This window comes from Streptococcus suis, assembly GCF_019856455.1.
Taxonomy (GTDB): Bacteria; Bacillota; Bacilli; order Lactobacillales; family Streptococcaceae; genus Streptococcus; species Streptococcus suis_AE.
This window is the reverse complement of record NZ_CP082205.1, coordinates 399,145-411,983: the sequence shown is the minus strand read 5'-3', so window position 1 is coordinate 411,983 and position 12,839 is coordinate 399,145. Positions and strand designations below refer to the sequence as shown.

Annotated in this window: 14 protein-coding genes; 4 read left to right on the top strand and 10 right to left on the bottom strand. The window is 42.1% G+C overall.

All coding sequences use genetic code 11. From position 1 onward, the window contains the following. Positions 1–8 precede the first annotated feature (8 nt). The 8 genes from K6969_RS02100 to K6969_RS02065 form a co-directional block, all read right to left on the bottom strand. Positions 9–836 (bottom strand): lipoate--protein ligase family protein, encoded by an 828-nt coding sequence (locus K6969_RS02100; protein ID WP_029173822.1) that lies wholly within the window; start codon positions 834–836, stop codon positions 9–11. A 126-nt stretch (positions 837–962) separates the two neighbouring features. Next, positions 963–2,099 (bottom strand): molecular chaperone DnaJ, encoded by a 1,137-nt coding sequence (gene dnaJ, locus K6969_RS02095; protein ID WP_029173823.1) that lies wholly within the window; start codon positions 2,097–2,099, stop codon positions 963–965. A 547-nt stretch (positions 2,100–2,646) separates the two neighbouring features. Further along, the gene (gene dnaK, locus K6969_RS02090) at positions 2,647–4,470 is read right to left on the bottom strand and encodes a molecular chaperone DnaK (protein ID WP_044777643.1); all 1,824 of its coding nucleotides are present in this window, start codon (positions 4,468–4,470) and stop codon (positions 2,647–2,649) included. Positions 4,471–4,556: 86 nt separating this feature from the next. Continuing rightward, entirely contained in the window at positions 4,557–5,069 is a 513-nt protein-coding gene (gene grpE / locus K6969_RS02085; protein ID WP_029173826.1) for a nucleotide exchange factor GrpE, read from the bottom strand. Positions 5,070–5,081: 12 nt separating this feature from the next. Beyond that, positions 5,082–6,116, bottom strand: a complete 1,035-nt coding sequence (gene hrcA, locus K6969_RS02080) for a heat-inducible transcriptional repressor HrcA (protein WP_029173827.1) — start codon at positions 6,114–6,116, stop codon at positions 5,082–5,084. Between the two features lie 164 nt (positions 6,117–6,280). Next, a complete protein-coding gene (locus tag K6969_RS02075) occupies positions 6,281–6,784 on the bottom strand; it encodes a DUF2812 domain-containing protein (RefSeq protein WP_029173828.1) in 504 nt (167 codons plus the stop codon). Beyond that, positions 6,774–7,097, bottom strand: coding sequence for a PadR family transcriptional regulator (locus K6969_RS02070; protein ID WP_029173829.1), 324 nt, complete (start codon positions 7,095–7,097; stop codon positions 6,774–6,776). Before K6969_RS02070 ends, K6969_RS02075 begins: the two co-directional genes overlap by 11 nt. Before the next feature lie 99 nt (positions 7,098–7,196). Beyond that, positions 7,197–7,460, bottom strand: coding sequence for a hypothetical protein (locus K6969_RS02065; protein ID WP_029173830.1), 264 nt, complete (start codon positions 7,458–7,460; stop codon positions 7,197–7,199). A 259-nt stretch (positions 7,461–7,719) separates the two neighbouring features. Between K6969_RS02065 and K6969_RS02060 the strand changes: the two genes are divergently transcribed. After that, positions 7,720–8,841 (top strand): IS110 family transposase, encoded by a 1,122-nt coding sequence (locus K6969_RS02060; RefSeq protein ID WP_015445098.1) that lies wholly within the window; start codon positions 7,720–7,722, stop codon positions 8,839–8,841. Positions 8,842–9,463: 622 nt separating this feature from the next. Here the strand turns inward: K6969_RS02060 and K6969_RS02055 are convergent. Then, positions 9,464–10,324 (bottom strand): Rgg/GadR/MutR family transcriptional regulator, encoded by an 861-nt coding sequence (locus K6969_RS02055; protein ID WP_171943149.1) that lies wholly within the window; start codon positions 10,322–10,324, stop codon positions 9,464–9,466. A gap of 98 nt (positions 10,325–10,422) precedes the next feature. On the opposite strand from K6969_RS02055, the gene K6969_RS02050 reads away from it, so the two are divergent. From K6969_RS02050 to K6969_RS02040, 3 genes are read left to right on the top strand one after another with little or no spacing between them, the layout of a single operon-like run. Then, the gene (locus K6969_RS02050; RefSeq protein ID WP_226961012.1) at positions 10,423–11,079 is read left to right on the top strand and encodes an ATP-binding cassette domain-containing protein; all 657 of its coding nucleotides are present in this window, start codon (positions 10,423–10,425) and stop codon (positions 11,077–11,079) included. 33 nt (positions 11,080–11,112) lie between these two features. Further along, positions 11,113–11,319 carry a hypothetical protein gene (locus tag K6969_RS02045; RefSeq protein WP_226961013.1) on the top strand — a complete coding sequence of 69 codons (207 nt, stop codon included), beginning with the start codon at positions 11,113–11,115 and terminating at the stop codon, positions 11,317–11,319. Further along, the gene (locus K6969_RS02040; RefSeq protein WP_029173831.1) at positions 11,303–11,995 is read left to right on the top strand and encodes an ABC transporter permease; all 693 of its coding nucleotides are present in this window, start codon (positions 11,303–11,305) and stop codon (positions 11,993–11,995) included. The genes K6969_RS02045 and K6969_RS02040 overlap by 17 nt, the downstream gene beginning before the upstream one ends. A gap of 81 nt (positions 11,996–12,076) precedes the next feature. On the opposite strand, the gene K6969_RS02035 is transcribed toward K6969_RS02040, so the two are convergent. Then, positions 12,077–12,772 carry a histidine phosphatase family protein gene (locus K6969_RS02035; RefSeq protein WP_029173832.1) on the bottom strand — a complete coding sequence of 232 codons (696 nt, stop codon included), beginning with the start codon at positions 12,770–12,772 and terminating at the stop codon, positions 12,077–12,079. Between the last annotated feature and the right edge of the window lie 67 nt (positions 12,773–12,839).

Genomic DNA, 12,839 nt, shown 5'->3' with positions numbered 1-12,839 from the left:
ATTTCCTCCTAGATACCATATTTTTCCATAGACTGCTTGATAGTCTTTCCGAGCGCCATAAAATCAGCCATGTTGTCCGACGAAGGATAAAAGGTGGACAGAAAAGCCCCGTTTTCAATCAAGACACGCTCAATTCGTGTTTTCATATCCTCCACCGTCACATCCTGACCGACCAAGTCTGACAAATTAACCATCGAATCCGGATCCACCTGTGGAAATCTGTCCGATACTTCTTGCGGAGCAAAACTGGCTGCATAAAAATCAGCCACCACTTGCCCTCGTTTGACTTGATTGCCTGACACACTGATATAGGCAGAAATGGCAATGGCCTCTTGGTAAATCCGCTGGGCTAATCCAGCAAACTTCCGCCCCTTGATACTAAGGTCGTAGGTCCCAGGACAGTAGGAAGTAGCCACCTCACCACTGACCACCTCAAAGGGAAAATCCGAAAGCGCCTGAGCAATCAACTCCACCATGACCTGATAAGACTCCCGCAAATCAACCTTGTGACCATAAGGATTAGGCAAGATCAGAGTGACATTTAAAATCCCCTCATCCGCAACAACTGCCAAACCGCCCAAACTCCGAATGATAGGACTATAGCCTGCCTGACCAATACTGGCCAAGCCCTTGTCCAGCTGGGCAACCTGACTGTCCATCATCCCCAGAATGACCGTTTGGTCCATGGGCCAAAAATGTAAAATCCCTGTATTGGACTGACGATTGACCTCGCGCAAAAAGACCTCGGTCCACACCAATGGCCCCTGTTTCAAACCCGTCAAACCAGACCGATCTTCGTATTTCTTTATGGTCACATTCTCAACCCAAGATTTCATTCGTAAGCGTTCTCTTTCAAATTACTATATCTTATTTTAACACAGAGCCTGTGATGCGTCGGAGAAAATGCCCAGAGTTTTTTCTGAAAAAGAAAGGAGACTGGAGTTTCCAGTCTCATCTTAGAATTATAAATCCTCAAAGGCATCTTTTACCTTGTCAAAAAATCCTTTTTTATGGGGTTTGACATCAATGTTTCCTGCTGCCGCGAATTCTTTAAGAGCTGCTTTTTGGCGGTCATTCAAACCTGTCGGAGTGACGATATTTACTGTGACATATTGATCACCAATAGCTCCACCACGAACACTTGGGGCACCTTTTCCTTTGAGTCGGAAGGTCTTACCAGTCTGGGTACCTTCAGGAATGACCATATCCACATCACCGTGAACCGTTGGCACATGAACTGTATCTCCAAGTGCTGCTTGGACAAAGTTGAGGTTCAGTTTATAGTGAATAGTGGTCCCTTCACGTTCAAACTTGTCTGAAGGTTGGACCTGAATGACAACGTAGAGATCTCCATATGGACCTCCATTGAAACCTGCTTCACCTTGACCTGCCAAGCGAATACGTTGACCAGTTTCCACACCAGCTGGCACCTTAACCGTCACAGTATGGGCTTGTTTTTCATGACCAGTTCCATGACAGGTTGTACATGGGTCTTTGATTTGTTTTCCGCGACCATGACAGACATCACAGGTCATTTGACGGCGCATGGTTCCAAGTGGAGTTTGGGTGTCCACATTGATCACTCCAGAACCATGACAACGCCCACAGGTTACTGGACTTGTTCCAGGCTTGGCACCTGAACCTGTACAGGTTCGACAAGTTGCCTCACGGTTATAGGAAACTTCACGTTCCACACCAAAAATCGCTTCTTCAAACTTCAAGTTGACCGCACACTGCAAGTCATCCCCTTGACGAGGTGCATTAGGATTGCGCGTCGCACCGCCTCCACCAAAGAAGCTAGAGAAAATGTCTTCAAAGCCACCGAAACCTGCTCCGTCGAAACCACCAAAGCCACCAGCTCCTCCGCCGAAGCCTCCATTGGCACCAGCAGGACCATACTGGTCATAGGCAGACCGTTTTTGCGGATCACTCAAGGTCTCATAAGCCTCCTGGACCTCCTTGTATTTATCCTCCGCACCCGGATCCTTGTTAATATCTGGATGGTATTTCTTTGAAAGCTTCCGATAAGCCTTCTTAATCTCGTCTGGCGAAGCATTCTTAGAAACGCCCAGACGATCGTAAAATTCAGTATTGTTCATAGTTTATGATACAAAAGGCGTTAAGAAAACCGTATGAAAATAGGAAACTGACGCAGTGTGTAAAACACACTAGGAGGTTTATCTTTTTCACTAGGTTTTTAGCCTGTGTTCGAATTACCGAACTTGTATTCCTTTCTTTGAAATATTGAAAGTAGCCCGTGTCCAGTTACGAACACTTTCCTTTCTGTAAAAGTTAGACAAAGTGAAAATAGGGAGTGAAAGTGTCTAGCAGACACTTTCAGCCCTGTCGTACAAAAACAATAAGCGACAGGTATTCCTCAAAAAGTCTATCCCCAGACTTTTTGACTTTTTCACAGAGTCGTAGGCGTATTCAATTCTGTAAAAGTTAGAAGGGTATTTACCCAAAAACAGAGGCTGGGTTGCAACCTCTGTGATTGGAAATTTTATTAACGAATGATTTCTATTCTCGAGAAGATGAGAACTGAGTTCGAGCTAAGAACTTCTGAAAAAAGATAACTTTCCTTGGAATGCAAGCATTCAGCGTCAAGTTCCTATTTTTCTGTCGTTCTTTTTACGCTCTCACATCTTATTTTTCAGTAAACTCGCCGTCTACGACATCATCGCCTGCGTTGTTAGCTGTTTGAGCACCTTCTTGGCCTGCAGCTGCTTGTTGTGCTGCTGCGGCTTGCTCATAGAGTTTCACTGCAAGGGCTTGGGCTTTTTCGTTGAGATTTTCAAGTTTCGCCTTCATGTCGTCCAAGTTGTTTGCTTCTTGAGCTGCTTTCAACTCATCAAAAGCTGCTTGAGCTTGGTCACGTTCTGCGTCGAAGCCTTTGCCTTCTGTTTCTTTAAGAGTTTTCTCAGTCGCAAAGATCGCTTGGTCCACATCGTTACGAAGGTCCACTTCTTCCTTACGTTTCTTATCTGCTTCAGCGTTTGCTTCTGCATCTTTCATCATGCGGTCGATTTCTTCATCTGTCAAACCTGAGTTAGACTGGATAACGATAGTTTGCTCTTTTTGCGTACCAAGGTCTTTGGCTTTTACAGAAACGATACCGTTCTTGTCGATGTCAAATGTTACTTCGATTTGTGGGATACCACGAGGTGCTGCAGGAATATCTGTCAATTGGAAGCGACCAAGAGTCTTGTTGTCTGCTGCCATTGGACGCTCACCTTGAAGCACATGGATGTCAACAGCTGGCTGGTTGTCTGCTGCAGTTGAGAAGACTTGTGACTTAGAAGTTGGGATGGTAGTGTTGCGGTCGATGAGCTTTGTAAATACACCACCCATTGTTTCGATACCAAGTGACAATGGTGTTACGTCGAGGAGGACAACGTCTTTGACATCACCAGCGATGACACCACCTTGGATTGCCGCACCCATAGCAACTACTTCGTCTGGGTTTACAGATTTGTTTGGCTCTTTACCTGTTTCAGCCTTAACAGCTTCTACAACGGCTGGAATACGAGTTGATCCACCGACAAGGATGACTTCGTCAATTTCTGACAAGCTAAGGCCTGCATCTGAAAGAGCTTGACGAACAGGAACTTTTGTACGTTCTACAAGGTCGTAAGTCAATTCGTCAAATTTGGCACGTGTCAATGTCATTTCCAAGTGAAGCGGACCTGCTGCACCAGCAGTGATGAACGGCAAGCTGATTTGAGTTGATGTCACGCCTGAAAGGTCTTTCTTAGCTTTTTCAGCTGCATCTTTCAAACGTTGAAGAGCCATTTTGTCAGCTGACAAGTCGATGCCGTTTTCTTTCTTGAATTCTGCTACCATGTGGTCGATAATCTTTTGGTCAAAGTCGTCACCACCGAGCTTGTTGTCACCTGCTGTTGCAAGTACGTCAAAGACACCGTCACCAAGCTCAAGGATAGATACGTCGAAAGTGCCACCACCAAGGTCAAATACCAAGATTTTCTCGTCTTTGTCAGTCTTGTCCAAACCGTAAGCAAGGGCTGCTGCAGTTGGTTCGTTAACGATACGTTCTACTTCAAGACCTGCGATTTTACCAGCGTCTTTTGTTGCTTGACGTTGAGCATCGTTGAAGTAAGCAGGAACCGTGATAACGGCTTTGGTTACTTTTTCACCAAGGTATTCTTCAGCATAACCTTTCAAATATTGAAGAATCATTGCTGAGATTTCTTGTGGAGTATATTCTTTGCCGTTTGCTGAAACTTTTTCAGAAGTTCCCATTTTTGATTTGATAGAGATGATGGTATCTGGGTTGGTTACTGCTTGGCGTTTTGCCGCGTCACCAACGATGATTTCACCATTTTTGAAAGACACAACAGACGGAGTTGTGCGGTTTCCTTCTGGGTTTGCGATGATTTTTGATTCAGTTCCTTCAAGAACTGCAACTGCTGAGTTTGTTGTACCTAAGTCAATACCAATAATTTTAGACATATGTTTTACCTCTTTTTAATTTACTTTCTTTTCAAGTAGTTTTACGACATTTCGGTCAAGTATTTTTGTGGAAAATAGCAGAGCGACTACTCAGACACCACCACCATAGCAGGTCTCAACAGACGTTCATGCAACTTGTAACCTTTTTGGAAGACTTGAGCGATGTGTTCTGCTGGACAGTCGTCTGTTGCTGGAACAGTTTGAATGGCCATGTGAAGATTTGGGTCAAAGACATCTGTTGCGACTTCTTCCACCCCTTCTTCTTTGAGGGCTTGAATCAAGCTTTCCTGTACCATTTCCAAGCCTTTTTTGACATCTTCTTTCAGGCCTTCGACTTGAAGAGCGCGTTCCAAGTTATCCAAGCTCGGCAAGATTTTCTTGGCCAAGTCTTGCGAACGGTAACGCTGAATGGTTTGGCGTTCTTCGTTGGCACGGCGTTGAATATTTTGCATTTCAGCGTGGGCACGGAGGTACTTGTTTTCAAATTCCTCTGCACGCTCGTTTGCCAAATCCAATTCCGATTTTTCAGGTGTCTCCACAACTTCTTCTGTTGTTTCAACCTCTTCTACGATTTCTTCGTTTTTGATTTCTTCTGACAAAGCATTCTCCTTCTAATTGACTTCGTAATGATTACTACTTAGATAACGGTAGTAATCGGTTAATTTCATAAATAGGACGCGGCTGATGATATTGATCAAACTCATCTGCCTGCGGTAGTCCATGTCAACAGGACCAAGCAAGCTCATCTGGGCCATGCCCCGATAGGGGATTGGAAAGCGATGATGAATGACTGTCACATCTGCTAGGGCAGGATCCCTATGTTCTGCCACAGAAATGCTGGTCTGCTGGTCTGGAGCCAAGCCCTGCCGCAACTCTGGGGCTAATAGCTGTGGGCTATCCAAGAGCTGATAGGTGGCGAGATTGCCATAGGTCAGCGAAGCGACCTTTCCCCTGATAAAGACTGATTCTTGGAAGAGATTGGAAAAGATGTAATCCATGAGATCCAAGACATTGTCCGTCGTGGCAAAGTAGCGCTGCACCACTTGGGGAACCTCCGTCCGTAGCTTGTAGTGAATGGACAAGACTGTCTGTCCTACGAATCGCTCATCAACTAAGCGTTTGAGCACCTCCAACTCCCTGGTCAAAAAGTTCTTGGGAATGGCAAACTGAACGGTGACAGGTTTGGACTGGTCCAGAGTCAAGACTGCCAGAGCATCGTGGTTACTGAGCTGCACGATGTCAAAGGAAGTCAACTGCTGACTGGTCGGCTCCACATCTAAGATGACCGAAGTGTAGCCAGTCAAATCCGCTAGGACTGTACTGGCCCGCTCCAAGATGTCCTCCAGCTTGAAGGCTTCAAAGTCGAAGGCCTTAACCACCTGATAAACATCTTCTTCATCAATGTGTTCCAGATTAAGCGAGTGGTTGACAAAGTATTGAAAACCAGCCCGACTGGGCATCCGACCGCTTGAAGTGTGGGCTTTTTCTAGCAAGCCCAACTGCTCCAGCTTAGCCATGTCATTGCGAATGGTAGCAGAGCTGGAAGCAATCATCTCCTGCAAGGCCTTAGAACCAACTGGCTCATGATGGCGCGTAAACAATTCAACAATCAGATTCAAAATATCATTTTGACGTTGGGTAATCATCTCCGCTCCTTTCATGAACACGATTGATTTTTAACGTTAGCACTCTATGATGTCGAGTGCTAAACTTTATACTCCCATTATACGCTGAAAAAATGGATTGTCAAGAGAAAAAGACAAAAAATTAGCACTCTTTTACCTAGAGTGCTAAAAATCAGTCTAAGGACCTAGTTGTTTTTTACAAGTCGGTAAAAACGGTATCCAGTCAACAGCAAGAGAGGGATATAGATAGCAGAAAGAATAAGCGTAAGTACATAATGATGCTCATTCAGATTCACCCCTATCAAAATGAAATAAAGTCCTAAGGATAGTAAATAACGTCTTTGGATGATTGTTTTAACAAATTCCACTTTGCTTTCCCTATCACCGTATATCTCAAGATCTCCCTTTACAGCTGCCTTCCTAAAAATAACGAAGTTTTGGCATGATGTGACAAATTCCCAACCATAGTCCTCGTACATGCGTAGATAGGATTCTCTATCCTTGTTTTTACTTTCTTTAAAATCAACTTGGTAGGCGACATCTTCTGGCTCACATTTTTCAAAATGATAAAACAAGCTCCAGCTAATCTTAACTAGCTTCCACCCCTTCTTATGCATGTCACTAAGGTAGCGTGCCTGTTGATTGAAATCTGTGATAAAAAATACTTTACATTCTGTCTTAGTTTCCATAACTTTCCCCCTTGCTATTCCGATAAAGGCGTTCGATTCGAGCCAATTCTATATCCAGAATTTCTCGACCTGTTGCTGCTATTTGGTAAAACTTTCGCTTGTCTTCTTCTCTAACAAAGGCAATCAAGCCGTCTTTCTCCATTTTCGACAGGGTGCCGTACATGGTTCCAGGGCTAATCATGACCTGACCTGCCGTGACTTCCTTGGTCTTCTGGGTAATATCGTAACCATGCCGTTCTTCCTGTAAATGAAAGAGAATATAGAAGGCTGTCTCTGTCATGGGAACATAGACGCGTTTTAACTTATCGTTCATAAAACTCCTTTCGCACTACGATACATCGAACTTCGATATATAAATTATATCGCACCTCGATACACTTGTCAAGAAAAAAATCAGAGAAAATCCCTGATTTCATTTCTTGATTGTTTTAGAAAATGGTGTTTTATGTGTCGTGATAAAGTTTTCAATCCAGCTAGCATCATCGCTCTCCGTCGCTACTTCTTCCCTTCCCTCATCCGTGTCCTGTTCTTTATCGTCTGAAAAATCGACTTTCCCAAACAGAACTACCTTGTCCTCCATTTCAGCACTTGCTGAACTGCTATTCGTTGTTAGAAGCCCAAAAGTTACAAAACCTAGCATTGCAAGAGCACCTAAAACAAGTAATTTCTTCATCATTATTTCCTCCAAGATAATTAAGAACCTGTATTCACAGTTCAGCACTTCTAGCTAAGGCTAGTTTTTCAGCTACTCATCGTTCATTTTTTCAAAATACAGTCAGTATTCCCTCAAAAAACTGCCTTGATTAGCGAAAAACGATCTCTTATAGACAATATGTAAAGACCCCCAGTTGAGAATTCGTGGATTTACCTGTACACTAGAATAAAAAAACAATCAACTTCTAACAGGAATTACCACACTCAATTGGAGGTCTTATATGTTTCATTTTACCACACTTTTCATCGGAATGGATGTTCACAAAGAAAGTTTTTCACTCTGCTATTATGATATGATGGCGAATCAATTCAAACATAGCACTAAAGTTGGTCCAAATGTTAGCTATATTGTGAACTATGTGAATGAGCTTCGTCGTTTATATGGTCAAGATGCAGAAGTGTTATGTGGCTACGAAGCCGGATGTCTTGGATTTACCCTATATCACCAGCTACAAGCTCACGGGATCCCCTGTATCGTGATGGCGCCTACAACGGTGATGAAGGAAGGATCTAAGCGTGTTAAGACTGATAAAAAAGATGCAGCTCAGCTCGCAAAAGCTCTGGCCTTTCGTAGCTATCGGCCTGTTCATATTCCTACTGTTGAGGATGAACAAGTCAAAGAATATATCCGCATGAGAACAGACCACAAAGTGGCTCTGAAGAAAATCAAACAACAAATTCTTGCCTTCTGTCTCCGACATGATTTTCGCTATACCGAGGGAAGCAGTAATTGGACACAGAAACATGTCCGCTGGCTCCGTTCCCTAAATCCTGATGGACTTTACGCAGAGATTTTGACAGAATATCTATTGACCTATGAGAAATTAGTAGATCAAATAGAACGGTATGATGCACGAATTGAGCAACTGGGTCAAAGCGACAGTTACCAAGAGAAGGTCTCACGGCTTTCTTGCTTTATTGGCATTAAAACACTAACTGCTCTTTCCATTGTGACAGAAATCGGTGATTTTAATCGCTTTGCGACAGCTCAACATTTTGCTTCTTATCTTGGGCTAACTCCTAGCGAAAATTCTAGCGGCGACAAGGAGAGAAGAGGTGCTATCACCAAAGCTGGGAATAGCCATGTGAGACGACTTCTGATAGAAGCTGCACAATCATTGGCTAAGGGGACGATTGGGTATAAATCCAAAGAATTGAAAAGGAGACAAAGTGGAAACCGAGTGGAGGTGATTGCTTATGCGGATAAGGCTAATGAACGCTTAAGAAGACGTTATCGCACACTTGTTCTAGGAAAAAATAAGAAACAAAATGTTGCTAAAACAGCTATTGCACGAGAATTGTCTGGTTTTATTTGGGGGATGATGACAGGAAGAATAGCTTGAAGCTAGCGCTTGTTTTCATGTACACTTTTGACCATTAAGTTTTATCATCGCAGAGCGATGAGGAATCCCTATTTCTATCCAAAATCACTGGGTGAATTTGGACAGAAATAAGGATTGAAATCATGTTTGAATGGAAAGTATCTTGAAGGAGTTTAGGACTTCAAGGTTTGAGTCATCTACGAAACGACTAAGTGGCACAATTGTGATCCACGCTTATAGAGAGTAGGACTCGCGGCAGAACCATTGACCTGTAGGTAACCAATCCACGAATATCAGAGTGGCCAATGCCCGAAGCTAAGAACTAGGCTCTTTCTAGATACTTTTCATTTTTTTATCAGTTCGATTGTTTTTACTTGACAAAGGGCTTTACATATCAGTTCGATTGTTTTTACTTGACAAAGGGCTTTACATATCAGTCTTTTAGTTTACTTTTAGTACGAGGCAATGAGCTGCAGACATAACTGAAGTTAGGCAAGGCGAATTAACGAAGTAATAAAAGAAAAACTAAATGACGATATCTAAAAGCACTTTTCTTGTGAATACAGGTTCTAAACATTGTTTTGTAAAGTTGTAAAACTTACAAGTATTATCATACAGGAAATAGCGACCTACTTAAAATTCATTACATATCTGTAACTTTCTCAATTTCCTTATTGATCTGGTGGATTAAATCATAGCAATCTAAAAATTTAGCAATATGCAGGCATTCCTTCATTATTCCTAGGCCATTATCGTTTCCATTCATATAGGACAAGCGTGCTTTTAGGAGCTTAAGCAGCAAGCGATCCCGCATATTCTTTTCTATGATATTGACAGAGTCAAGAATTTTGAGAAAGCGAATAGCAACAAGCTCCTCTCCCCTATCTAACAAGCTACTCGAAATATTGATGAGTACCTTATAGACATTATCTCTGTTTTCTGTGATATCCATATAAAACTTGGTTCGATTGAGAACTTCCATTCCCAACACCTCTAACATCTTGCTAGGAAGACCTCTGCTACAATTTCCGAAAATCCAGAGTTCAAATTTCCCCCAATCATCTATGAACATTAAATAGTCCGATAGAATAGCCTTTTCATCCTCAGAAATATCATAATCAGGATCGCACCATTGCTGCTTGAAGATATGAAAGGCTGCGACCATCACCCTATCAAACAGACGTCCATCCCTATCATACTCTGCTTGATGGTACAAAATTTTATTGTCCATATACTGAGCATTGTGACTATAAACCGCACGGACAAATTCTTCTGAGGAAAACAAATTATCTATCTGAAAGTAGGACTGGTAGAGGGTAGAAAATTCGCCCTCAACCACATTCATCCGTCTCAAGCAATGAAAAAATGTATCTACAGAAAGATTACTCTTTCCATTTTCAAAGCGTGATAACTGAGCAGGTGTAACGAAATCCCCAGCCACTTCTTTTAGAGACATATTTTTTGATTCACGAATGAGTTTAAAAATTTTTCCATAAGTTCCCATTATATTCTCCACTCGTTACATTTATGTAACGAAATTCGTTGACTTTTGAATCTAGTATATCATAGATTTATCATTTTTTTATAGAAAGGCAGGTAGTTATGTCATCTCTCTTATCTACCCAAGAATTATCAAAGCAATACGGGAAACAGAAGGCCGTTCATCAGGTTTCTTTAACGATTAATAAAGGAGAAATCTGCGGCTTAGTCGGTGAAAATGGTGCTGGAAAGACAACGCTTCTCAGAATGTTATCGGGCCTCATTTCCCAAACTTCAGGTATCATTACTAGCTCAAAAGATTGTCGTATGGGAGCTTTAATTGAATCCCCTGCTCTACAACCTAATTTATCTGCTATCGATAATCTTCGTTACATGGCTCTGCAATTAAACCTTAAGCAAGCTGACGAAAAAATCTTAGAGACGTTAGCAATTGTCGGTTTAGAGGATGTGGATCCTAAGAAAAAATCCAAAGATTTTTCATTGGGAATGCGTCAACGTTTAGCCATTGCCTTAGCTATCCTAGATAGGCCTGACTTTTTAATCTTAGACGAACCGATTAATGGTCTTGACCCTGTTGGAATCAAAGAGATGAGAAGTATTATTTTAAATCTTCGAAATCAATATGGGATGACCATCCTTATCTCCAGTCATATCCTATCAGAGCTTGAGATGGTGGTTGATCGATACATTATTATGCATAAAGGCCTTATCGTCAAAGAATTCTCAAAGCAAGAGCTTGAACAAACCCTAGAAGAATAGCTCTATCTACAAACGAACAACCATCCTAAGACCTTGACTATCCTTGAAGAGCAGGACATCGCTTACAAAATAGATAAGGATTATATCAGTCTGTCATCAGATACGAATGTTATGAGCCTCATTCATCTCTTGATAAACCATGAGATTGAGGTCAAAGAAATTTTTAAACAACAAATGTCATTTGAAGACTATTACCTGACATTGATTCAAGAAGGAGAAGAGCATGATACATTACTTTAAAGCTGATTTATTTAAGATTCAAAAAGAACAGAGATTAACGGTTTCATTGGGAATATTGGCTTTACTGTCCTTTTTATCCGCTTTTTTGTTGCATGGCAACGAAGACTTCACTAGCTCTCTGATTCAATTGCTTTCTCAATTTATCACACTATTTTTTATCGTTCCAGCCAACCTATTCTTTGGAGAAGATTTTACTTACCGTACCATCAATCATATTATTATCAAGCAACAAACAAGAAAAGGGGTATTTTTCTATAAAGTCTTAGCAACCCTTGTACTAGATCTCGCTTATATCCTTCTAGCCTATTTATTGAGTAGCAGTGTTGGCTTACTTCTAGGTGATCGTATTGATGTTGCAGTGATAATACAAAGTTTCATTGTTCAAGTACCTTTATTTATCTGCATCTCTCTGTTATCCATCCTGATATTTGTCAAGTCCAATAAGGTCAATCAAGCCTATCTTGCCTTTGGTTTAATGAGCCTTCTTTTTGACAACGTCTCCAACCTCATTACTAGTAACCTACTCCATATGAAATTACCAACAGATTATTTTCTATTCCTTTCCCTCCAACAAGGGGAACATATTTCAAGGCTATCCATGGGTGTTAGCTTTATGGCTACCCTCATCTACCTTTATCTGAGTTACTTTATCTTTAGTAGGAAAGAGTTAAAATGATGTAGCTTAGATTTCATATATAAAAAACATGTATGTCACACATCAGAAAAAACGTATGACATACATGTTTTCATTTCACATCTATTCCCCTTGGGCAATCAATTCTGCTCCGCGTTTGCGGTAGGATAGGTCCCCAACGGCTTCAATTAAAAGCTTGCCATTTTCGTATTTGAGGACGGTGATTGAGCCGTTATCCAGGAAGACATTGGCACCACGTTCTGGCTCCAACAGATGGGCTAGGGTTGCAATGGTCATACCATGACTGACCACTAGAGCATTGCCTCCACCCTGCTTTTCCAAGTCTTGGGCGATAGCCTCAAAGCCTGTCAGGATACGATTGCTTAAGACCTCCCAAGATTCCGCCCAGCCAGCTGTGTCTGCTTCTTGGATACCTGCTGCGATTTCCGCAAAGGACATGCCTGTCGCATCAACTGTCCCTTTCAAACGAGGCAGGACCCCTTGGAAAAGCTCGGCATCATACATGCCCTCGAAACTACCAAAGCACCATTCACGGATCCGCTTGTCTTGGTAATATGGGATTTTTCCTAAAATTCCCAACTCACGCTGGGCGATGGTCATGGTCTGAACGGTCCGCCCCAAGTCACTGGATACGGCTAGTTTAAAATCAAGGCCCGCATCCTTGAGCCCCAAGCCCAATTCACGAATCCCTTCCTCACCAGCCTTGGTCAGCGGTGTATCACACCAGCCCTGCACGCGCCCTATTGTATTAAACATGGTTTTCCCATGTCGAGAAATATATAATCTTACTTCTGCCATAGCATTCTCCTTGTCTTTTCTTACTATTAAGTATAGCAAAAAACCGACTGCTTGTCGCAATCGGTTT

Bases quoted from the DNA above. Each gene is read 5' to 3' on its own strand.
- K6969_RS02100 (WP_029173822.1), bottom strand. From the start codon at position 836: ATGAAATCTTGGGTTGAGAATGTGACCATAAAGAAATACGAAGATCGG.
- K6969_RS02055 (WP_171943149.1), bottom strand. From the start codon at position 10,324: ATGGGAACTTATGGAAAAATTTTTAAACTCATTCGTGAATCAAAAAAT.
- K6969_RS02040 (WP_029173831.1), top strand. From the start codon at position 11,303: ATGATACATTACTTTAAAGCTGATTTATTTAAGATTCAAAAAGAACAG.
- K6969_RS02035 (WP_029173832.1), bottom strand. From the start codon at position 12,772: ATGGCAGAAGTAAGATTATATATTTCTCGACATGGGAAAACCATGTTT.
- K6969_RS02065 (WP_029173830.1), bottom strand. From the start codon at position 7,460: ATGATGAAGAAATTACTTGTTTTAGGTGCTCTTGCAATGCTAGGTTTT.
- K6969_RS02050 (WP_226961012.1), top strand. From the start codon at position 10,423: ATGTCATCTCTCTTATCTACCCAAGAATTATCAAAGCAATACGGGAAA.
- dnaJ (WP_029173823.1), bottom strand. From the start codon at position 2,099: ATGAACAATACTGAATTTTACGATCGTCTGGGCGTTTCTAAGAATGCT.
- hrcA (WP_029173827.1), bottom strand. From the start codon at position 6,116: ATGATTACCCAACGTCAAAATGATATTTTGAATCTGATTGTTGAATTG.
- K6969_RS02060 (WP_015445098.1), top strand. From the start codon at position 7,720: ATGTTTCATTTTACCACACTTTTCATCGGAATGGATGTTCACAAAGAA.
- K6969_RS02075 (WP_029173828.1), bottom strand. From the start codon at position 6,784: ATGGAAACTAAGACAGAATGTAAAGTATTTTTTATCACAGATTTCAAT.
- dnaK (WP_044777643.1), bottom strand. From the start codon at position 4,470: ATGTCTAAAATTATTGGTATTGACTTAGGTACAACAAACTCAGCAGTT.
- K6969_RS02070 (WP_029173829.1), bottom strand. From the start codon at position 7,097: ATGAACGATAAGTTAAAACGCGTCTATGTTCCCATGACAGAGACAGCC.